This window comes from Heyndrickxia vini (assembly GCF_016772275.1).
In the GTDB taxonomy this organism is placed as follows: domain Bacteria; phylum Bacillota; class Bacilli; order Bacillales; family Bacillaceae_C; genus Heyndrickxia; species Heyndrickxia vini.
The window spans coordinates 4,086,423-4,108,594 of the sequence record NZ_CP065425.1 but is presented as its reverse complement, the minus strand read 5'-3'; the positions used below and the strand labels follow the sequence as shown (position 1 = coordinate 4,108,594).

The following is a 22,172-nucleotide window of genomic DNA, read 5'->3' as shown; positions in this document are numbered from 1 at the left end:
GCAGTAATTCCTACTTGACTGATTGGATTAATTGTAATATAGTTTTGCTTGCACTATCTTATTACTTTATTAAAGGGGGATAAAAGTGAATTCTTTACTTATTATTATCAATATAGTTGTTTTACTGCTTTTAATCTTCGGTTTATTCATGATGCAGAAGAAGCATGTATCCTTTTCGAAACGTGTATTCGCAGGTTTAGGATTGGGGATTGTTTTCGGTTTTATTATTCATCTTTTATACGGAACAACGGACAGCGTAACCGTTAATACAATAGATTGGTTTAATATCGTGGGTAATGGTTATGTGAAACTGTTACAAATGGTTGTTATGCCACTTGTATTCATTTCGATCGTTGGTGCGTTTACAAAATTAAAGTTAACGAAAAATATTGGTAAAATCAGTTTCCTCGTAATTGGAATTTTACTAGGAACAACAGCCATTGCTGCAGCCATCGGTATTGGTTCAGCTTTAAGCTTTAATTTAGATGGGATTCATTTAAATCAAGGGGAAGAAGAAGCTGCAAGAAATGCACTTCTACAGGAAAAAGTCACAGGTGTGAAAGATATGACAATTCCTCAGCAAATTATTGAATTGTTACCAAGTAATCCGTTTCAAGATTTAACGGGTGCACGCCCAACATCTACAATTGCAGTTGTTATATTTGCAGCGTTTGTTGGCATGGCTTACCTGGGAGTTAGGAGAAAAAGTCCGGAGCAAGGTGAATTTTTTGCAAAAATAATTGATACGTTATATTCCATTATTATGCGAATTGTTACGTTAATTCTACGACTTACTCCGTATGGTGTACTTGCGTTAATTACAAAAGTTATGGCTACAAGTGATTATGGGGCAATTGCCAAACTAGGCAAATTCGTTATCGCTTCTTATGTAGCATTGATTGTTATGTTTATTGTTCACTTATTACTTATTACATTAGCTAAACTTAGCCCAGTGAAGTATGTGAGAAAAAGTTTGCCTACTTTAACATTTGCGTTTACTTCACGTTCAAGTGCGGGAACATTACCTTTAAATATTCAAACACAAACGAAGAGTTTCGGTGTATCAGAAGGGATTGCAAACTTTGCGGGATCCTTTGGGTTATCAATCGGGCAAAATGGGTGTGCAGGGATTTACCCAGCCATGCTAGCGATTATGGTAGCTCCGTCTGCAGGAATTAATCCGACTGATCCATCGTTTATTATCACTCTCATTCTAGTAGTTGCAATTAGTTCATTTGGTGTTGCAGGTGTTGGTGGCGGTGCTACATTTGCTGCTTTAATCGTATTATCAGTTATGAACTTACCGATTGCGATCGTTGGTCTATTAATTTCAGTAGAGCCTTTAATTGATATGGGACGTACAGCTTTAAATGTTAGTGGAAGTATGACAGCAGGAATTCTAACAGGTAAGGCAACAAAAGAGCTTGATAAAGATGTTTATCAACAATCGAATGCGATAGAAGCATAGATAAATAGAAATGCCATCCATATAGCAATGGATGGCATTTTTGCATGGTTTATATTTGGTTTACAAGCTGACGCATCGTTCCACTTTTTTCATAATTAATATGCCAGGAAAATGCCTTTTCTAATACATGTGGTGTTTGTCCCCCTTTGTGTCGTGCCTCTTCGAAGTATTCAAGCAGTTGCTCACGATAGGATGGATGAACACAATTTTGGATAATGAGTGGTGCACGTTCAATAGGTGCCAAGCCTCGTAAATCTGCATAACCTTGTTCAGTTACGATAACATCCACATCATGTTCAGTATGGTCTACATGTGATACGAATGGTACGATACTGGAGATGTCTCCATTTTTTGCAATTGATTTGGTAACAAATATAGCTAGACGTGCATTTCTTGCAAAATCCCCCGAACCACCAATACCATTCATCATATGTGTTCCACGTACATGTGTAGAGTTCACGTTTCCATAAATATCGACTTCTAATGCCGTATTAATTGAAATCAATCCTAAACGACGGATAATTTCCGGATGGTTGGATATTTCCTGTGGTCTGAGAATAAGACGTTCCTTATATTTTTCAAGATTGGCATATACATGCTTCATTTTTTCATCGGACAATGTAATAGAGCAGCAAGAAGCAAATCGTACTTTCCCCACATCAATTAAGTCAAAGACAGCATCTTGGAGAACTTCGGAGTATACTTCCAGGTTAGTAAACTCTGAATCTATAAGTCCATGTAATACTGCGTTTGCAACAGAACCAATTCCAGACTGTAATGGTGCAAGCTGATTTGTTAATCTCCCAGCCTTTACTTCCCTTTTTAAGAAATTAATTAAATGATTGGCCATGATTTGTGTCTCTTCATCAGGTGGCACAATAGTAGAAGCCGAATCCAATTGATGGGTGAACACGATGCCAATAATTTTCTCACTGTCTACAGGAATACCTATTGTACCTAATCGATCTTGTACATTTTTAAGTAATATGGGATTGCGCTTTCCTTGCATACCAACCTCATAAATATCATGAAGTCCTTCTAGTTCGATTGGCTGTGCAGTGTTGATTTCAACAATTACATGTTTTGATTTTTCAACAAAGATAGAAGAGTTTCCGACAGATGTTGTCGGAATAATCATGCCGTTTTCGTCAATTGCAACCGCTTCCACAATTGCGAAATCAATCGGGCAGAGTACATCCGCACGAATCGCTTCCGCCATGTGGGACAAATGCTGATCGACAAATAGTATTTGTCCTTGGTTGATTTTTTTGCGCATTGCAGGATCCGCTTGAAATGGCATACGCTTATGAATCATCCCTGCTTCAGCCATTAATTTATCAATATCAGATCCTAAGGAAGCACCTGTATAAACATTTACCTTTAAACTTTCGTTTTTTGCCCGTTCGATCAATGCAGTAGGCACAGCCTTAGCATCTCCCGCTCGAGTAAATCCACTTAATCCTAATGTCATGCCGTCCTTTATCCATGATGCAGCATCTTTCGCAGATACAACTCGGTCCGTTAAACGAGGGTCTCTAATATATTTCATTGTATTGTTTTCCATAATGTCACCCTTTGTTTCCTTTTGAAATATTCTATCAATAATTGGGTGGTTCTTCACTAGTATCGGAGTGAAAAGGCTTTATTGAGGAATGAGGAGGTATTTTTTATACATAAAGGAGCATTGTTTAAATTGGTTGTATGCTTGAATAAAAAAACAACTTGCATCATTGGCAAGTTGTTAAAAGCATAATATTTTTCTAAATTGACTCGCATATGTTTGACTTACAGGAATTTTTGCCCCGTCTTTCATAATCAGTAAGAAAGTGGAATGTGAATCGGGGTGTATTTCCGCAATAAAATTGATATTAATAATATATGATCGATGACAACGAATAAATAGATCAGTAGGTAAAAAGTACTCTAATTCTGTTAAGTTAAATTTATGTGTTCCCACTAATGAGTCGGAATGAACATTGGTTTTTCTACTCTGTGCCTCTAAAAACATAATTTGATTATAAGGTAATGGAAGCCATCGGTCATTAGATTTCACGGTTAGAAAAGAAGTAGGGAATGTGATTGGTTTTCTAGGTAAAATAGCCGTAACACAACCTTTTATGTCATTCCCTTCAACAATAGGAAAAGACATTCCAAAATAGGAGACTCCGAGTACATTTTTATCTATATAATCGGATATCTTTTGCTGAACTTTTAACGCTTTATAGGTAGCAGTGCCTTCTTTAATATGATCACCTGGTTTTATTTTTAAATCAATTTGTTTACTAGGTTGATAATAAATATATTGTTTATCGTTAGTTATCGCAATGGAAGTATCTTTCGGAAATAGCTCTTGAATAACTTCCATTATGGATGAAACAGTATGATGATCCATGCTAGATTTCACCTTCCTATACTACATTTCACTTCAAGTATATCACACACGATTGTTTAGTTGAATGTGAGGGAAAATATTTAAATACGAATAGATTCCCAATGAAAAATGATATATGGTACGGTAATATATGATTAAAGTAAAAAAAAGAGGTGTCCTATATGAATCGAAAAGAAATTGAATATAAAATTCAGGACTTGAAGGCGGATTATGTACGTCTTCAGCATGATTTGGAAAAGCTTGAGTTTGTTAAAGGGAATTTATCCCCACTTGAACTCCAGCTGGAAGGAATAGAAAAGGAGTTAAAATCGTTAAATGAACAGTTAGCAAAGCTTGATCAGGGGTAAATAAGTAGGTCTAAAAAGGTGGAGCACATAAAAGGAGTAAAACTCGGTGGACACCAGTTCCCTTATCTGTGACAAAATGGGCTAATTCCTTATGTTTGCGGACAGAGGTTCCTCTATTTGCTAAAAAAGCAGTGATTTCTTGTGTTTTTTTGTAAATAGCGTACTCTGTGTCCTCTTAGCTCTTACTTTTGGCTCATTTTATAAAAATAACGGATTCTCTGTCCTCTTAATAAAAGGCTTGTAGAGAAAGGTTCATTTTCTACAAGCCTTTTACATAAAATCAATCTTTGATCCCCCACAAAAATTCCCCAATATAACGATCCACTGTTTGATGCTCATGAAGTCCGCTATGTGTAGCATTAATATCATTAACAACTTTTGTCTTTAATTGGTTTGAGTGGACGATGTCTTGAATGCCTAATGCACTTGGCTGTGAGACAACCCCATCACCATGTTTTGAATTCAAAATGACACCGGCGATGGATAATACTTTAATGTTTGCATCAAATGTTTCTTTATGATCAACCAGCGTTTGTAAAGCACTGGAATTAGGTTTTAAATCTTTAACTGCTGGTCCTGTATTATTTGGATTTTTATAATAGGCTTTTCGTTCAATCCCTTTGTATGGGCTTCCGATCGTTATTAGTTTTTTGACTTTTGGATAACGCTTTTGCTTACTGGTCTGTTCGATATAATTTGTTAGGACAAGACCACCCATGGAATGACCAACGGCATAGATATCATTAATCCCGTATCTATGTTTTAAAATCTTCATTACATCCTTCAAATTATCTGTTGTGTTTTGTATTGTGGCTCGATTATTTTCAAAAACAATTTGAATAAAAGGATGCTTTTGGTTTTTAGGAATGCCTCCTGATATAAACACATGCCCACTATGACTAACCCGACAAACCATGGTCTTTTTTCCCCAATAGTAATTATTTTCAAACCGATTTAGCATCGTGTTAAATGATTTAGAAGTTCCTTTAAACCCATGGACAAAAATGGTTGGAATCCTACTCTCGTTTGGGAGGGAATTTTTATTTGAACTTGTATGGTGCAGCAATAACAGTGAAAAACCTGTAATTAATAGGAGTGCAACTGTTATTCGCATGAACGTACGTTTTAAAATCACTTTGATGATCTCCTTCTTTATAACTCTGGTACTTCATAAGTATAGAATACGAACTTCATGACTTCAAAAGTTTCTTATATTTGTTTTCCCTAAAAATGTGTTTATAAAAGTACAAGTAGGAAGTAGGTATTCACCTATTAGGATGAAATGCATAGGCTAGTGTGTAGAGTAAATGATAAATCCCACTGTAAGAGGAGTGTTTTTCATGGCAGGGAAGGTACTAAATTATTATGCAGGCGGAAATACGGGCAGAGGATTTTATAATCTCTTCGACTCGAATTTAAAGGGATTAGATCGCTTGTTTATCCTTAAAGGGGGACCTGGAACCGGTAAGTCAAGTATGATGAAAAGATTGGCTGATGAATGGGGAAATAAAGGTTATGACTTAGAAATGATTCATTGCTCATCAGACAATGGCTCAATAGATGGGGTCATTATTCCGGAATTAAAATTTGGAATTGTCGATGGAACTGCTCCCCACATCATTGAACCAACCGCTCCGGGTGTAATAGAGGAATATATCAATCTAGGGATAGCGTGGGATAGTGAAAAATTAAAACAAAATAAAGAAAGAATAATTTCCCTTCATCATGAAGTTTCCAATGCGTTTCAGCTAGCATATAACACATTTGCAAAAGGGCTGGAGGAGCATGATCAATTAGAGGAAATCTATTTCAAAGAAATGAATTTTCCAAGAGCAAATAAACTAACAAACGAGTTAATTCAGCAACTTTTCTCAGACAGGGAACTTTCCAAGCGGGCGGATGTTCGGCATCGTTTTCTAGGTGCGGCAACCCCAGAAGGAGCTGCTGATTTCATACCAAATATTACGTACGGCTTACGAAACAGGTATTTTTTAAAGGGGCGAGCAGGTACTGGTAAGTCTACATTATTGAAAAAAATTGCCGCAGTTGCAGAGGAAAGAGGGTTCGATACAGAAATCTATCATTGTGGATTCGATCCTAATAGTATTGATATGGTTGTCGTAAGAGAGTTGAGTTTTGCGATTTTTGACAGCACAGACCCACATGAATATTTTCCCGATCGGGATGGCGATGAAATAGTTGATCTTTATCTGGCAGCGGTAACGCCTGGGACGGATGAAAAATATGTGATTGAAATTAGTGAGGTCCATAAACGGTATAAGGATAAAATGAAAGAAGGTACCACATGTTTAGCAAAGGCAAAATCCTTGCATGACGAATTGGAAAAATACTATGTTGAAGCAATGGACTTTACAATCATAGATCGGATTTATGAAGAGATAAGTAATGAGATTATTCAATTAGAAAGTAAACTTTTACATTAAATAGGGCTATACTTGATGGGTAAGTAGTCCGTTTTTATTAATAAAAATTCCAAATAGCACTCTAATTAGCGGACTAAATCGCATATGATTTGGTCTCTTATTTTTTTATATACTTTAATTAGTTGCAAACATCTTGACTTGTCAACATGCTAATTACTATGTTTTTTACTTAAGTAGGTAAATGATGTCCTAAAGATAATCAAAATAAGCGGATATTTTACGGTTATTCAGCAGAATAGAGCTAGTTTCGTGAGATTTAAGCGGAGTTTTTCCGCTTAAGCAAAGCAAATTTATTCATTCTCGCGTTTTTCGAGTTAATAGTCGGAATTCTTCCGGCTATTTAAGGTGTTTTCAGTACAATTTCTTAATTAAGAGGATTTTCTCCGCTTATTATCAAACTCAATTTAGCGTTTAATGAACTTGTACAATTTCTCCTTTAATTAAACACGAAAGCTTAGGAAAAACCCCAAGTTTTGCATGCTAATTATATTGTTGCTCAACGCTACGAAATCTTATGTTATTTGTGCTACGATTTTAAATTTCCTCCACGTTATCGAAACTACTTACTTTATGGAAGTCTTTTTTTTAGTTTTTCATTTCGCAGCAATTATATTAAAGTAGTAATAAAGCTGTTTAATAACGGGGGGGTCTAGAATGAATTGGAATGATTGTATTGTACGTACACACACACATTCAGTAAAATGGTCAACTGCACCTGATGAAATAATCCCAATGTGTATTGCTGACATGGACTTTCAAGTTGCTCCAGAAATAATCGAGGCAATGAAGAAGAAAGCAGAGCATGGTATTTATGGCTACACGACTTTTTGTGATCGTTATTATCGTTCAATTATCGGATGGTGGAAGAGAAGATTCAATATAGATATTGATAAGGAGTGGATTTCCTTTAGTCCTGGGATTATTCCCGGAATAAATCTTTTACTTGAAATTTTAACAAAACCAGGGGATCAAGTAATTGCGCAAGAGCCAGTATATTATCCATTCTATAGCAGTATTGAAAACCATCAATGCACGATTGTTCATAATTCACTAATTCACAAAAACGGTACATATGAAATGGATTTTGTAGACTTAGAAAAAAAGGCAAGTCATCCGAAAGCAAAAGTCTTGATTTTGTGCAGTCCGCATAATCCGGTCGGACGGGCTTGGACTGAAGATGAATTAGCAAAGGTGGCTGACATCTGTTTAAAGCACAATGTATGGATTATATCTGATGAGATGCATGGGGACCTGGTGTATAAAGGTAAGCAACATCACCCATTATTTAGTATACATCCTGAAATTAAACAAAGTAGTATTCTATGTGCTGCACCTAGTAAAACATTTAATGTTGCAGGTTTGCAAACATCGATTATTATGATTCCAAATCAGGAATTACGTGAAAAATATAACGAAAAGCTTTTTCAGTATGGTTTAATGCGTCCAAATGCATTCGGGGTAGAGGCGACAATCGCCGCTTATGAATCAAGTGAGTATTGGCTTGAAGAGCTACTCATTTATTTAGAAGAAAATTTGGAATATGTTCTAGACTTTTTTAAATCGAATATACCTGAAATTATCCCTATCAGACCTGAAGCTACGCATCTTGTTTGGTTAGATTGTAGTCAGTTGGGGATGCAAGGGGAAGAGTTATTTCAATACTTTTTAAAAGAAGCGAAAATCAAATTCGATGAAGGTTATAAATTTGGCGGTGGTGGAGATGCATTTTTGCGTATGAATATAGCGTGTCCGAAAGAGCGGTTAGAAACGGCTGTTCATCGCATACATGAAACAGTTTTGAGATGGAGGTCGAATGGTTGAATTCATTACTATCTAGGATCGAAAAGGAGTTAAGCAAGCTTTCCGATGCAGAGCGGAAAATTGGCGAATATATCATAAAAAACCCAGAGCTTATACCTAATATGACAACGAAGGAATTATCAAAGAAAAGCGGTGTAAGTGAAGCAAGTGTTGTCCGGTTTTGCAAATCGATTGGGATTCGGAGTTTTAAAACGTTTAAGCTGGAACTAGTAAAAAACATAACGTTATCACAAACAAATATTACCGATTTTTCGATTTTGCAAAAAAGGGACTCACCATATGATCTATTTCATAAAGTAACTTATGTAAATAAAGCGGCTATTGACTCCACCTTATCCTCACTTGATAAAAATGAGTTAGACAAAGCAGTTGAGTTAATAAAAAGGGCAAAAAAAATTATTTTCTATGGAGTAGGGGGATCGGCAACAGCAGCTTTTGATGGTCATTATAAATTTTCAAAACTAGGCTACCATTCCATTACGACATTGGATTTCCATTTTATGATCTCGCTTATTCCGTATCTTACTGAGGACGATGTATTTATAGCGATTAGTATGTCGGGGAAAACAAAGGATGTGCTTGAGTTAGCGAGATTTGCTAAAAAGAAAGGGGCCACCTTAATATCGATCACGAATATTGATAACTCCCCCTTATATAAAGAGGCAGATATTCGCCTTTGTACACCGATCGTCGAGGGGGATGTCCGTATTGGAACCATCTCCTCTCGTATGACGCAATTAAATATTATTGATACTTTATATTTGAGTGTATTTAATAATATTGGTGAAAACGTATTGGAACAATATCATGAGGCAAGAAATGAAGCAGTGCGATTACGGCGTTAAGAATTGAAAACTTGGCAAATGTGCCAAGTTTTTTTTACATAAATAGAAATGCAAACTATTTTTCGACAAATGAAATTTTAATTCATGAAATTTATATATTTTATTGACATTTAATTTCTGTAATATAAAATAAAAGTAAGAAATAAAATTTTAAGGGATGGTATTATGCTTGAAAAACTGACGACAGAAAAACGTAATGACACAACGATGAACTTGGACGTCATGTCGATTCACGAAATACTGGAAACGATGAATCGGGAAGACCAAACAGTACCTCAAGCCATTGCTATGGAACTTCATAGTATTGAAAAAGCCGTTCAATATGTTATCCAATCCTTTCAAGAAGGAGGTCGATTAATTTATATTGGTGCTGGTACGAGTGGCAGACTTGGGATTTTGGATGCCGTCGAATGTAAGCCAACTTTTGGTTCCCCGCCTGAAATGGTTCAAGGATTTCTTGCAGGTGGGATGAAAGCGTTTACGGAGGCGGTTGAAGGTGCTGAAGACGATGAAAACCAAGGTGAGAATGATTTAGCAAGTATCAAGCTTTCGGCAAAAGATACTGTCATAGGAATCGCTGCAAGCGGTCGCACACCATATGTTATTGGAGCATTAAAATACGCAAGCAAAATGGGTGCTAAGACAGTAAGCATCAGCTGTAATAAAAATGCTGAAATTAGTAAGTACGCGAAAGTCACAATCGAAGTCGAAACAGGCCCTGAAGTATTAACCGGGTCAACTCGTTTAAAAGCGGGTACGGCACAAAAGTTAGTATTAAATATGATTTCCACCGCATCGATGATTGGAATTGGCAAGGTTTATAAAAATTTAATGGTTGATGTTCAGTCAACAAATAAAAAGCTTGTCGAACGATCTAAACGCATTATTATGCAGGCAGCAGAAGTAGACTATGACACGGCTGCCGATTATTTTGAAAAGGCACATCATAATGTAAAAGTAGCTATTGTGATGATTTTATTACAATGTTCTTATGAAGATGCTTTAGAAAGTCTTAAAAATGCAAAAGGATATATTAGAAAAACATTATAGTCACATGTAGGGGGGAGAAACCATGAAAAAAGAACAAGTCATCGCAGAAGGAATTCTCGAACATGTAGGTGGTAAAGAAAATATTAGACAACTTGCCCACTGTATGACGCGTGTTCGCCTTCAGTTAAAAGATAGTGACAAAGTCAATATCGCTTCATTAAAAAAAGTCGATGGGGTTATGGGTGTCATTGACGATGAAACATTGCAAATCGTTGTTGGTCCCGGAACGGTAAATAAAGTTTCCGATGTATTAAGCACAATGACAGGATTAAAAATCGGTGAGGTTGCCGATGCAGACGATTTATCATTCGAGGAAAAAGCGCAACTTAAGAAAGCAAATATTAAAAAGAAAAACAATACACCTTTGAAGAACTTTTTAAGAAAAATAGGGAATATTTTCATTCCACTTATTCCTGGATTAGTTGCTTCAGGATTAATTAATGGGGCAGCAAACTTTGCCGTCAATGCTGGGGTTGATAAAACTTCAACAATCATGCAAGTTCTACTAGTTTTAGGTAGCTGTATTTTTACTTATCTAGCTGTTTTAGTCGGTTGGAATACAGCCAAGGAATTTGGAGGAACACCAGTATTAGGTGCCATTGCAGGGATGTTCTTATTTAATCCGGGATTAGCCGAAATTCATATTTTTGGTGATGCATTGATTCCGGGACGCGGCGGATTATTTGGTGTCATATTTGCCGCATGGTTAATGGTTGTGATTGAAAAACAAGTTAGAAAAATTATTCCGAACTCTGTTGATATTATTTTAACTCCTCTTATTACGGTTTTAATTGTTGCTATTTTATCATTATTTGTCGTTATGCCTGTAGCAGGATTGTTATCAGATGGAATTACAAGTGGAATTAAAGCGATTTTAGATATCGGCGGTGTTGTAGCAGGCGCGATTTTAGCGGGATTCTTCTTACCGCTTGTAATGGTCGGGCTGCATCAAGGGTTAACACCAATTCATTTAGAATTTATGAATCAAATTGGTAATACACCACTTTTACCGGTATTAGCGATGGCGGGTGCAGGTCAAGTTGGTGCGGCAATTGCTGTCTTTGTAAAAACAAAGAATAAAAGATTGCGTAATATTATTAAAGGGGGTCTACCAGCAGGATTCCTAGGAATAGGAGAGCCACTCTTGTATGGGGTTACACTCCCTCTTGGTCGACCATTCATCACGGCGTGTTTAGGTGCTGCGGTCGGTGGGGCGTTTCAAGCAATTTTCCATGTTGCAGCAACAAGTATCGGAGTATCCGGTCTTTCTCTTACAATGCTAATTGCTGATAATAAGTATATATTATATTTAATTGGCATTGTCATTGCCTATGCATTTGGTTTCCTCTTTACCTATCTATTTGGGTTTAAAGAAGAAATGGCTGAAGATATTTAAGAAAAACAAAAAAAGGGGGATTTTTTCCCCCTTTTTGCTATTTATGAAATGGAGTGAGTACATTGCTAGGAATTTCAGTTTATTTGTCTGAAACAATCGAGGGGCAGCGTGGATATATTCAAAAGCTTTCTGATAAAGGGTTTCAATCGATTTTTACATCGTTACATATTCCAGAGGACAATCCGAATCTCTTTAAAGAAAGACTCATCGAACTTGGAGCTATTGCAAAAAAGAATGAGATGGAGTTAATCGCAGACATTTCACCAAAATCTCTTCAATATTTAGGATATACATGGGATACAGCCGATCAACTACTCTCATGGGGGTTGACAGGTTTACGAATCGATTACGGTGTGGAAGAAAGCACCATTGCTCAACTATCGAATAAAATGAAAATCGCTTTAAATGCTAGCACGATTACAGAAGAATCATTACTTCGCTTAAAATCCTTTGGACTTAATGTTTCATCCGTTGAAGCATGGCATAATTTTTATCCACGGCCGGAAACAGGTTTAGACCGCGGAGATTTCCATGAACAGAACCAATGGCTAAAATCGGAAGGACTAAAAGTAATGGCCTTTATTCCCGGAGACAAAAAGCGCCGAGGTCCACTTTACAAAGGTTTGCCTACATTAGAGGACCATCGAGCCCTTTCTCCGTTTACATCTTTCTGTGACCTAAAATTTAAAGAAAAGGTGGATAAAATTTTAGTAGGGGATTTTGAATTAAGTGATTTTGCACTTGAACAATTTTCAGCCCTTCTCCACGAAGGATATTTTCTTATTCGTGCAAAATCGTTTATTGAAGACAAAGGGGTATTAAATATATTAGAGAACATACAAACAAATCGTCTAGATTCAGCAAGAGACTGTATTAGGTCAATGGAATCGAGGGAATATGGATTAATCGGAAAGAATCCGGTTGAACCATTTCATATGATTAAGCGAAACGTAGGCTCAATTACCGTTGACAATAAAAATTACGGACGCTATCAAGGGGAAATTCAAATCACAAAAACGAACTTAGATGAAGATGCGAAGGTAAATGTGATTGGTAGAGTCGTTGAAGAAGATATTCCGCTATTGAAGTATGTAAAAGGCGGGAATAAATTTAAAATCCGTTGGATTTAGTCAAAAGGAAGCTATCTCATATTGATGGGATAGTTTTTTTTACGTTTAGGAAACAATATTTAAAGTGAAAAACGTCATTTGAAATGTCCACTACATATAAACAAAAAATAATATTTGTGATAGAATATTGGTATTAAAGGATTGAACAATACATTTTGTTCACGTAGGGTGGACAGTTGTTTGTGAAACGCTTACATTTACCTTGGAGGGATGAAAATGAGCAGTAATGCTTTAGATCAATTTTTAAATGAAAACCTTGAGGATTTAAGAAGTAAAGGCTTATATAATGAAATCGATGTAGTGGAAAGTGCGAATGGTCCAGTAATAAAAATAGATGGAAAAGAGCTTATTAATCTTTCATCCAATAACTATTTAGGTTTAGCGACTGATGAGCGCATGAAGGAAGTGGCAATTAACGCAATAAAAGAATGGGGTGTTGGTGCAGGAGCCGTTCGTACTATTAACGGGACTCTAGATATTCACATTCAATTAGAAAAAACATTAGCAAAGTTTAAGGGAACAGAAGCGGCAATTGCGTATCAATCCGGATTTAACTGTAATATGGCGGCTATTTCCGCTGTTATGGATAAAAATGATGCGATCCTTTCGGATGAATTAAACCATGCTTCAATTATTGATGGCTGTCGTTTGTCTAAGGCAAAAATTATCCGCGTGAATCATTCAGATATGGATGACTTAAGAAAAAAGGCAAAAGAAGCAAAAGAATCGGGTTTATACAATAAGATAATGGTCATCACTGACGGTGTTTTCTCTATGGATGGAGACATTGCAAACCTTCCTGGAATTATTGAAATTGCCGAGGAATTTGATCTTATCACATATGTAGATGATGCTCATGGATCTGGTGTAACTGGTAAAGGTGCTGGTACTGTTAAACACTTTGGCCTTGCTGATAAAGTCGATTTCCAAATTGGTACGCTTTCCAAAGCAATTGGTGTTGTTGGAGGTTATGTAGCAGGGAAGAAAAATCTTATTGATTGGTTAAAAGTCCGTTCCCGTCCATTCTTATTTTCAACAGCTGTCACTCCGGCTGATGCAGTAGCTGCTACGAAAGCAATCGAAATCTTAATGAGTAGTACGGAATTAAATGACCGCCTATGGGAAAATGGAAACTACTTGAAAAAAGGTTTGAAACAACTTGGGTTTAATATTGGCGAAAGTGAAACGCCAATTACACCTTGTATTATTGGTGAGGAAAAGACAACACAACTCTTTAGTAAACGTCTTTACGAAGAGGGCGTTTATGCTAAATCCATCGTGTTCCCTACCGTTCCACAAGGTACTGGTCGTGTAAGAAATATGCCTACGGCTGCGCATTCGAAAGAAATGCTTGATCAAGCGATTTCAATCTACGAAAAAGTCGGAAAAGAAATGGGCTTAATTTAGACAACATAGAGATGCGACATAATCAGGAGGAATACTAGTGAAAAAGATTCTTGTGACTGGATCATTAGGTCAAATTGGTAGTGAGTTAGTAACAAAAATGAGAAGTATTTATGGGACAGATCATGTCATTGCCACTGATATAAGAGATAATGGCAGTGAAGTCGTGAACGCTGGTCCGTTTGAACTATTAGATGTAACAGATGCAACAAAGATGTATGAATTAGCGAAAAAATATGAAGTAGATACAATTATTCACTTAGCCGCATTACTATCTGCAACAGCGGAGAAAAAGCCATTGCTCGCTTGGAATTTGAATATGGGTGGGTTAGTGAATGCGTTGGAAACGGCTAGAGAATTGAAATGTCAATTTTTCACACCAAGCTCCATTGGCGCATTCGGTCCTTCAACTCCTAAGGACAACACACCACAAGATACAATACAACGGCCAACTACAATGTACGGGGTAAATAAAGTGTCCGGTGAGTTGCTTTGTGATTATTATTTTACTAAGTTCGGAGTCGATACACGTGGAGTACGTTTTCCAGGTTTAATCTCATACGTAGCAGAACCTGGTGGCGGAACAACAGACTATGCTGTAGAAATTTACTATGAAGCGATTAAAAATAAACAATTCACTTCCTATATTGATAAAGGAACATATATGGACATGATGTATATGCCGGACGCACTGAACGCCATCATCAATTTAATGGAAGCAGACTCATCAAAATTAAACCATCGGAATGCATTCAATATAACAGCGATGAGTTTCGACCCTGAGGAAATAGCTGCTGAGATTAAAAAACATATTCCTGAATTTGACATGAGCTATGCTGTTGATCCTGCAAGACAGGCAATCGCAAATAGCTGGCCAAACTCCATTGATGCAACAGCCGCTAAAGAGGAATGGGGTTTCAAAGCGGAATATAATCTAGAAAAAATGACAGTCGATATGCTTGAAAAGTTAAAACGAAAACTAAATTAATAATATAAAGGTAATGGTGAAAAACCATTGCCTTTTATTTTTTTGTTATAATAAAAGGGTCATTATTAGAACAGTTAAAAAATTTTTGGGATATATTTACTGGTCTCTTCATGATAAAATAGTAATAAATGATGATGAAGGAACAAGTGACTTTCATGACAAATATAAAAAATTTAAGATCAAGTCGTTTTTGGATTGTATATATAATATTGTTATTTGCCTTATTAGGATTTGCATTATTAGTAGAGTTGTTTGAAGGGGATACGTTTCTAAGTATTACTTTGCTAATCCTGTCAATTGGTATGCTAATCTTTTTCGTTTATCGACTTTCATTCTTCTATAAGGAGTTTTGCAAATTAGAAGAAGAAGAGGAACAGTGGTCCGCACTTATTCACTTTATGCCTGACTTTGTTTGTTTTAAAGATGGACAAGGTAAATGGAAGAAAGTAAATGATTTCGGAAGAAAACTGTATCAATTGGAAAACGTAGATTATTACGGGAAAACTGATTTGGAGCTTGGAGAACTAAGTCCATTTTTCAAAAATGATTTTAATTACTGTTTTACCTCTGATGAAAATGCATGGAATAAGGGGACACTTTTACGAATAGAAGAATCATTCGCGATTCCATCAGGCGATATTAAAAGCTTTGATGTGTTAAAAATTCCTCTTTTTTATCCAAATGGCAATCGAAAAGGATTATTGACGATTGGAAGAGATATTTCACAGCAAAAAACAGCGGAGTCAATGCTTCTAAAAAGGGAAAAACTATCTGTTGTTGGCGAACTGGCTGCGGGAATTGCACATGAGATTCGAAATCCGCTAACAAGTATTAAAGGTTTAACACAGTTGATGCATGAATCGCAAAACGTCACGGATGAATATGTGAAAGTAATGATTTCTGAAATTGATCGAATTAATCAAATTGCAAGTGAGTTACTTGCACTCTCTAAACCCCAATCAAGGAAGCACAATCAAGTGGCCTTAACAGATATTCTGCGTTATGTAATGAATATTATGGAACCCGAGGCCTTATTAAGAGGGGTCGAATTAGAATTTAAGGATGCGGAGCATTGTCAAATTGAAGGAGATAGGAATGGACTTATCCAAGTATTTATTAATCTATTCAAAAATGCAATGGATGCGATGCCTGATGGAGGAATTATAACCATTAGCAGTGAAATTATAGGGAATAAGGTGTTTATCTCTATTTCCGATCAAGGAATGGGAATCCCGCCTGAAAGATTAAAGAAAATAGGTGAGCCATTTTTTACTTTAAAAGAAAAAGGAATGGGCTTGGGGCTTACAATAAGCCATAAAATTATCCAAGAACATAGAGGCACGATTGATTTTCAAAGTACTGAAAATGTTGGTACAAAGGTTACAATGACGTTTCCACTAGGTTAATAACTTTTGGGGCACTCACTATCCTCTGCCCCTTTTATCTTTTTTTACTTCTTGGCTTTGTTAAAGTTCAGTGTTGATAATGACACCATGTTGATTGAAGCGAGTGCCTGCAGCGAAAATCAACAATCTTGTTTAACAGTGCCTACTTCATAACAACTCCATTATAAATTTAAGGAGGTTTACTAAATTGCTAGATGAAGCAAAAGAAATTCTCCAAGAGTATTTCGGATACAATGACTTTCGGAGCGGACAAAATACTATTATCGAACAAGTACTAGAAGGTAAGGATACTGTAGCGATAATGCCGACTGGTGGAGGAAAATCGATTTGTTATCAAGTTCCGGCTATGATACTTCCGGGTATCACGATTGTTATTTCCCCATTAATTTCATTAATGAAAGATCAGGTGGATGCATTAAGTAATGCAGGTATACCAGCGACGTTTATTAATAGCTCCATAAGCAACAGCGAAATGCAGGAACGGTTGCAGGGAATCATGTCCAATGAATACAAACTTTTGTATATTGCCCCGGAAAGGCTTGAGGCTCCGTCTTTTACTCAAATGTTAAACCAAATTACTGTATCGATGATTGCAATTGATGAAGCACACTGTATTTCCCAATGGGGGCATGATTTCCGGCCAAGTTATTTACTTATCAAAAAATTTATTGAATCTATTAAACCTAAACCTGTTATTTTAGCTTTAACAGCCACTGCAACCCTCCAAGTGAAGGACGATATTTGCCACTTACTCGATATTTCTTTGAAGAATGTTGTTCTAACAGGTTTTGGAAGAGAAAATTTGATTTTCAAAGTTGTTAAAGGGCAAGACCGTGATTTGTTCATCGAGGAATATATTAAGAAAAATAGTCTCCAGTCGGGTATTGTTTATGCTGCAACAAGAAAAGAAGTAGACCGTATTTATCTTCTGTTAAAGAAAAAGGGAATTCAAGCAGGGAAATACCATGCCGGAATGTCTGAAAAGGACAGAAATGAAAACCAAGAACAATTTTTGTATGACAATATCCACGTGATGGTAGCAACTAGTGCATTTGGGATGGGAATTAATAAATCAAATGTTCGCTATGTCTTGCATTATCATATTCCTAGAAATATGGAAGCTTATTATCAAGAGGCTGGACGTGCCGGTCGAGATGGGGTGGATAGCGAATGTATTTTAATGTTTGCACCTGGGGACGTCCATATCCAAAAGTTTTTAATCGACCAATCAGAAATGGATGATGAACGTAAAGAACATGAATATGGAAAACTTCGGAAGATGGTTAGTTACTGCCATACTGAATCTTGTTTTCAACAATATATTTTAGAGTATTTTGGGGAAGAAGGCGCGATAGTGTGCCAAAAGTGCGGGAATTGTACAGACGAACGCACCCAGGTAGATGTTACAAAGGAAGCACAAATGGTGTTGTCATGTATAAAAAGGATGAATGAGAGATTCGGAAAAACATTTATTACGAAAGTGTTGACAGGATCATCTGATAAAAAGATTAGAAGTTTTGGCTTTAATAAATTATCAACGTACGGAATTATGAAGGACCGAACCCAAAAAGAAGTGAATGAACTAATCGACTTTTTAACAGCAGAGGGGTATTTGCGTCCAACGGATGGACAATTTCCTGTTTTATTGTTGACCAATCAAGCAGTTGAAGTGTTACGTGGGGAAAGTATAGTATCAAGAAAAGAAAGAATACAAGTGAAACAGATTATTGAAGATAACCAGCTGTTTGAACAATTAAGGCAGTTACGTAAGGAAATCGCAGATAAGGAAAAGGTGCCACCGTATATTATTTTTTCGGATCAGACTTTGAGGGAAATGAGTGCAAAACTTCCATCTTCGAAAAATGAATTATTACAAATTAAAGGGGTAGGGGAGAGAAAGCTTGATCAATACGGAGAGTTGTTTATCGCAGTTATTACATCCTACTGTGAGGAAAACGGAATTGTTGTAGAAAAGCATGACGACTTTATTATGGCAAGAAGTGAAACAACGAAGGATGATAAAGAGAAAAGTCATCATATAACTTTCACATTTCTTCAACAAGGCTTAACCATTGATGAAATTGCCGTTAAACGAAATATGACAGTGCGCACAGTTGAAGGACACTTAATTAAATGTGCGGAAGATGGCATTTCAATTGATTGGAATCAATTTATCCCCTCACAATATGATGAATTAATAAAGGAAGCAGTAAACGAAGCGGATTCTCAAAGATTGACACCTATTAAGCAGTTGCTCCCCGAAGAAGTCAGCTTTTTTATGATACGAGCATTTCTACAAAGGGAAAAGGAGCAGAAAGTATAATAATGGATGGGGATGCCCCATCCATTATTATGAACAGTTTCCTATAAAAAGAGCATACCTAAACTAATAATTATCCCACTTACAATGAGAACAATTACACAAAAACCCATAATATCCTTAGCTTTTAATCCTGCAATTGCTAATGCGGGAAGGGCCCAAAACGGTTGAATCATATTCGTCCATGCATCCCCCCAAGCAATTGCCATTGCTGTTTTAGCTGTTGATGCTCCCATTGCTTGAGCTGCATCTAGCATAATGGGTGCCTGAACGGCCCACTGTCCACCACCTGAAGGAACAAAGAAATTGACAAGGCCCCCACTTAAAAACGCAAAACAATAAAAGGTAAAGTCGTTTGAAATGGAAACAAATCCTTCAGACATTACGGCAGCTAACCCTGAGGCAGTCATCATCCCCATGATTCCTGCGTAAAAAGGAAATTGAATGATAATCCCGGCCGATCCTTTCACCGCGTTCGCCACCGCATCTAGAAATCGTTTAGGTGTCCAATGAAATAATATCCCCAAAAATAAAAAGATAAAATTAACGATATTTAAATTTAGTTTGAATCCATTGTTTATAAAGTAATAGCCTATAAAGATGAGACCGAGTATGCCAATTATAAGTGAAGTGATGTAGCTGTTTTCTAATCTCGTTGCTGGAGTGATGCTCTCTTTATCTATTGCTGCAGCATGTAAACTTGTCTCTTCCTGTAGAATAGCTGGATCTACTGTAATCGTTTGATCTTTCGACGGCATCATAAATCGATTTAATAGTGGTAGGATAATAAATAAAGCGACAACGATGGCAATATTATACGTTGAAAAAATGGTTTCACTTGTAGGAATGACCCCAATTTTATCTTCAAATGGATGCTTCGGTGTGGCAATAGATAAAGGGATGGAACCAGAAATTCCACCATGCCAAACAAGGAAACCTGAGTAAGCACTTGCAATCAAAAGGCGATAATCTACATTTGCAATTCTTTTTGCTAGTTCCTTTGCAAAAAGTGCACCGATAACCAAGCCAAATCCCCAATTTATCCAACTGGCTATTACAGATACTACTGTAACAATAATAATGGCAGAGCCCGGTGATTTTGCAGTACTTGCTAATCCACCTAATATTTTTTTAAAAACAGGGCTACTCGCTAGCACATGTCCTGTAACAAGAACAAGAACCATTTGCATCGAAAACTCTAATAAGCCCCAAAACCCATCTCCCCAGAATTGAACCATATCAATAGGCGAACTTTTGGTGAAAATCAAACCTAAAATAAACACGACTAATGAAAGTAATACTACAAATAAGTACGGATCAGGCAAATAGCGTTGCATCAAACGATTTGAAAAGTTAATTAATACCTTCAATACAATTTTCCCCCTTGTTCAATAGTAGACTATTTATCACCTCGTTTAGAAGTATGATAAGAGCCCATATATTATTAATTCTTAGTTATCGCTAATAATCCTTCATGAAAATGACGAATAGTGTGAGTATGGGTTTTGGTTGATAAGTTACTTTATTTGGAGCACATGAAAGACAAATGGTACAATATTGAAATCAAGCAACGAGTCGGATAGAAAGGAAGTAGTTTTTTATGATTAAATGCATAGCTTCAGATATGGATGGTACGTTATTAAATTCAAGGCAGGAAATTAGTGAGTTAAATCGGAAAGCGATTCTTTTTGCGAAGGATCAAGGGGTTGAATTTGTCATTGCTACAGGTCGTTCTTATGATGAGGCCAAAGTCATTTTGGAAGCTACAGGAATTAACTGCCCCATTATTGCTGCAAATGGAGCAGAAATAAGAAATATCCAAGGTGATATCGTCAGTACAACAGGAATTGATAAGGAACATGCATCATCCATTATCAATGTTCTTAGCCAATTAGACATATATTTCGAGGTTTATACGAGTAAAGGGAAATATACAAAGGATCAAGAGAAAAGTATTAGTGTTATCGTCGACATTTTTCACACGGCCAATCCTGAACGGCCTATAGAAGAGATTCGCTCAACCATTGAAGATAGATTTGTAAAAGGCTTTATTCAAACAGTTGATGATTATGGAAAGGTTCTTTTCGATTCAGATTGTGTGGTTTATAAAATAATTGCCTTTTCTAAAGACGAAAAACAATTAACAATGGCCAATGCCTCACTAAAAGCATTAAAGGAAATCAAGATTACTTCTTCAGGACATAATAATCTTGAAATTAATCATATTGATGCACAAAAGGGAATTGCCCTTGAAGCATTTGTAAAATCAAAAGGAATTACACTTAAGGAAACAATGGCCATAGGAGACAATTTTAACGATCTTTCCATGTTGAAAAAGGTAGGATATCCAGTAGCAATGGGTAATGCAGAAGATGAAATTAAAAAGGTGATTGCCAATCACACAGTGAAGAATGATGAAGATGGTGTAGGTAAAGCTATTTATCAAGTATTGAATGGTCAAGCAGTTAAATAAAATTAGGGTAGCGTTTTTTCGCTACCCTTTCATTTTACTAGAAGCTGATAATCCCCGTAGAATAAATTGGATGGTTCTTTCTATTTCCTCTTCCTCATCCCAATTTGACTCAGGAAAGATTAAAAATTTTCCAATGACAAAACCTAGAATGGATGATGCTGTAAGTCGAATGACCGATTGCGTTGGCATATCGATGATTTCACCTTTTTTTTGATAAGTTTCAACGATGAATGTGAAACGTTCAACTACTTGATTAAGTACATGATCCTTAAATTGTTCTCGCAATTCAGGGTGAAAGGGGATTTCTTGAATTAATATTTTGATCATTGGCAAATGCCTTTTTGCAAACTCCATTCGGTTGATAATCACAGCTTTTAAAAAATCTTCAAAACTTTGATATTCTGATAACAAAACTTTATTGAAATCTCGAATAATAAACGGAGCGATGAACTTTGCCATTGTTGGGGCAATTATTGATAATAATAAATCTTTTTTCGTTTTATAATGGCGAAAAATGGTACCTTCAGCAACCCCTGCCTTTTTGGCAATTTCATTTGTAGAAGTAGCGGAATAACCTTTTTCTGAAAAAATTTCTACAGCAGCTTCAAGAATTCTCTTTTGCTTCTCAGTCATTTCTTGGTTTTCAAAAAGTATATCAAGAACACTATCATGTTCAGGCATTGCATTC

Annotated in this window: 18 protein-coding genes; 13 read left to right on the top strand and 5 right to left on the bottom strand. The window is 36.4% G+C overall.

What is annotated here, in order from left to right; all coding sequences use genetic code 11:
• Window positions 1-148 precede the first annotated feature (148 nt).
• Complete coding sequence (locus I5776_RS20385) at window positions 149-1,468, top strand: L-cystine transporter (RefSeq protein WP_202780883.1); 1,320 nt, start codon at window positions 149-151, stop codon at window positions 1,466-1,468.
• Window positions 1,469-1,517: 49 nt separating this feature from the next.
• Here I5776_RS20385 and scpC read toward each other — a convergent pair whose 3' ends face one another.
• Together scpC and I5776_RS20375 are read right to left on the bottom strand one after the other, a co-directional pair.
• On the bottom strand, window positions 1,518-3,032 hold the full coding sequence (gene scpC / locus I5776_RS20380) for a succinyl-CoA:acetate CoA-transferase ScpC (RefSeq protein ID WP_202778311.1): 1,515 nt from the start codon (window positions 3,030-3,032) through the stop codon (window positions 1,518-1,520).
• A 177-nt stretch (window positions 3,033-3,209) separates the two neighbouring features.
• Window positions 3,210-3,860, bottom strand: coding sequence for a LytTR family DNA-binding domain-containing protein (locus tag I5776_RS20375; protein WP_202778310.1), 651 nt, complete (start codon window positions 3,858-3,860; stop codon window positions 3,210-3,212).
• A gap of 161 nt (window positions 3,861-4,021) precedes the next feature.
• Between I5776_RS20375 and I5776_RS20370 the strand changes: the two genes are divergently transcribed.
• Complete coding sequence (locus I5776_RS20370) at window positions 4,022-4,207, top strand: SE1832 family protein (RefSeq protein ID WP_202778309.1); 186 nt, start codon at window positions 4,022-4,024, stop codon at window positions 4,205-4,207.
• Window positions 4,208-4,487: 280 nt separating this feature from the next.
• Here the strand turns inward: I5776_RS20370 and I5776_RS20365 are convergent, their stop codons facing one another.
• Window positions 4,488-5,342 (bottom strand): alpha/beta fold hydrolase, encoded by an 855-nt coding sequence (locus I5776_RS20365; protein ID WP_202778308.1) that lies wholly within the window; start codon window positions 5,340-5,342, stop codon window positions 4,488-4,490.
• 205 nt (window positions 5,343-5,547) lie between these two features.
• On the opposite strand from I5776_RS20365, the gene I5776_RS20360 reads away from it, so the two are divergent.
• From I5776_RS20360 to recQ, 10 genes are all read left to right on the top strand, one after another.
• Window positions 5,548-6,651 carry a PRK06851 family protein gene (locus I5776_RS20360; RefSeq protein ID WP_202778307.1) on the top strand — a complete coding sequence of 368 codons (1,104 nt, stop codon included), beginning with the start codon at window positions 5,548-5,550 and terminating at the stop codon, window positions 6,649-6,651.
• A gap of 654 nt (window positions 6,652-7,305) precedes the next feature.
• Window positions 7,306-8,472: a MalY/PatB family protein gene (locus I5776_RS20355; RefSeq protein ID WP_202778306.1), complete on the top strand. Its 1,167-nt coding sequence runs from the start codon at window positions 7,306-7,308 to the stop codon at window positions 8,470-8,472.
• The gene (locus I5776_RS20350) at window positions 8,469-9,317 is read left to right on the top strand and encodes a MurR/RpiR family transcriptional regulator (protein WP_202778305.1); all 849 of its coding nucleotides are present in this window, start codon (window positions 8,469-8,471) and stop codon (window positions 9,315-9,317) included. Before I5776_RS20355 ends, I5776_RS20350 begins: the two co-directional genes overlap by 4 nt.
• 165 nt (window positions 9,318-9,482) lie before the next feature.
• Window positions 9,483-10,367, top strand: a complete 885-nt coding sequence (murQ, locus tag I5776_RS20345; RefSeq protein ID WP_202778304.1) for an N-acetylmuramic acid 6-phosphate etherase — start codon at window positions 9,483-9,485, stop codon at window positions 10,365-10,367.
• Between the two features lie 22 nt (window positions 10,368-10,389).
• Entirely contained in the window at window positions 10,390-11,763 is a 1,374-nt protein-coding gene (locus tag I5776_RS20340) for a PTS transporter subunit EIIC (RefSeq protein WP_202778303.1), read from the top strand.
• A 53-nt stretch (window positions 11,764-11,816) separates the two neighbouring features.
• Entirely contained in the window at window positions 11,817-12,893 is a 1,077-nt protein-coding gene (locus I5776_RS20335) for a DUF871 domain-containing protein (RefSeq protein WP_343066403.1), read from the top strand.
• 216 nt (window positions 12,894-13,109) lie between these two features.
• Window positions 13,110-14,300: a glycine C-acetyltransferase gene (locus I5776_RS20330; protein WP_202778302.1), complete on the top strand. Its 1,191-nt coding sequence runs from the start codon at window positions 13,110-13,112 to the stop codon at window positions 14,298-14,300.
• 37 nt (window positions 14,301-14,337) lie between these two features.
• Window positions 14,338-15,285 carry an L-threonine 3-dehydrogenase gene (locus I5776_RS20325; RefSeq protein WP_202778301.1) on the top strand — a complete coding sequence of 316 codons (948 nt, stop codon included), beginning with the start codon at window positions 14,338-14,340 and terminating at the stop codon, window positions 15,283-15,285.
• Window positions 15,286-15,440: 155 nt separating this feature from the next.
• Window positions 15,441-16,691 (top strand): ATP-binding protein, encoded by a 1,251-nt coding sequence (locus I5776_RS20320; protein ID WP_202778300.1) that lies wholly within the window; start codon window positions 15,441-15,443, stop codon window positions 16,689-16,691.
• A 187-nt stretch (window positions 16,692-16,878) separates the two neighbouring features.
• The gene (gene recQ, locus I5776_RS20315; RefSeq protein WP_202778298.1) at window positions 16,879-19,014 is read left to right on the top strand and encodes a DNA helicase RecQ; all 2,136 of its coding nucleotides are present in this window, start codon (window positions 16,879-16,881) and stop codon (window positions 19,012-19,014) included.
• A 41-nt stretch (window positions 19,015-19,055) separates the two neighbouring features.
• On the opposite strand, the gene I5776_RS20310 is transcribed toward recQ, so the two are convergent.
• The gene (locus I5776_RS20310) at window positions 19,056-20,381 is read right to left on the bottom strand and encodes a short-chain fatty acid transporter (protein WP_202778297.1); all 1,326 of its coding nucleotides are present in this window, start codon (window positions 20,379-20,381) and stop codon (window positions 19,056-19,058) included.
• Window positions 20,382-20,611: 230 nt separating this feature from the next.
• Between I5776_RS20310 and I5776_RS20305 the strand changes: the two genes are divergently transcribed.
• Entirely contained in the window at window positions 20,612-21,484 is an 873-nt protein-coding gene (locus I5776_RS20305) for a Cof-type HAD-IIB family hydrolase (protein WP_202778296.1), read from the top strand.
• 21 nt (window positions 21,485-21,505) lie between these two features.
• Here the strand turns inward: I5776_RS20305 and I5776_RS20300 are convergent, their stop codons facing one another.
• The gene (locus I5776_RS20300; protein WP_202778295.1) at window positions 21,506-22,165 is read right to left on the bottom strand and encodes a TetR/AcrR family transcriptional regulator; all 660 of its coding nucleotides are present in this window, start codon (window positions 22,163-22,165) and stop codon (window positions 21,506-21,508) included.
• Window positions 22,166-22,172: the final 7 nt, after the last annotated feature.

What these genes read in the sequence shown, in the direction of transcription:
- I5776_RS20330 (WP_202778302.1), top strand. Translation starts at nt 13,110, where the DNA reads ATGAGCAGTAATGCTTTAGATCAATTTTTAAATGAAAACCTTGAGGAT.
- I5776_RS20355 (WP_202778306.1), top strand. Translation starts at nt 7,306, where the DNA reads ATGAATTGGAATGATTGTATTGTACGTACACACACACATTCAGTAAAA.
- I5776_RS20340 (WP_202778303.1), top strand. Translation starts at nt 10,390, where the DNA reads ATGAAAAAAGAACAAGTCATCGCAGAAGGAATTCTCGAACATGTAGGT.
- murQ (WP_202778304.1), top strand. Translation starts at nt 9,483, where the DNA reads ATGCTTGAAAAACTGACGACAGAAAAACGTAATGACACAACGATGAAC.
- I5776_RS20300 (WP_202778295.1), bottom strand. Translation starts at nt 22,165, where the DNA reads ATGCCTGAACATGATAGTGTTCTTGATATACTTTTTGAAAACCAAGAA.
- I5776_RS20375 (WP_202778310.1), bottom strand. Translation starts at nt 3,860, where the DNA reads ATGGATCATCATACTGTTTCATCCATAATGGAAGTTATTCAAGAGCTA.
- I5776_RS20370 (WP_202778309.1), top strand. Translation starts at nt 4,022, where the DNA reads ATGAATCGAAAAGAAATTGAATATAAAATTCAGGACTTGAAGGCGGAT.
- scpC (WP_202778311.1), bottom strand. Translation starts at nt 3,032, where the DNA reads ATGGAAAACAATACAATGAAATATATTAGAGACCCTCGTTTAACGGAC.
- I5776_RS20320 (WP_202778300.1), top strand. Translation starts at nt 15,441, where the DNA reads ATGACAAATATAAAAAATTTAAGATCAAGTCGTTTTTGGATTGTATAT.
- I5776_RS20360 (WP_202778307.1), top strand. Translation starts at nt 5,548, where the DNA reads ATGGCAGGGAAGGTACTAAATTATTATGCAGGCGGAAATACGGGCAGA.
- I5776_RS20305 (WP_202778296.1), top strand. Translation starts at nt 20,612, where the DNA reads ATGATTAAATGCATAGCTTCAGATATGGATGGTACGTTATTAAATTCA.
- I5776_RS20385 (WP_202780883.1), top strand. Translation starts at nt 149, where the DNA reads ATGATGCAGAAGAAGCATGTATCCTTTTCGAAACGTGTATTCGCAGGT.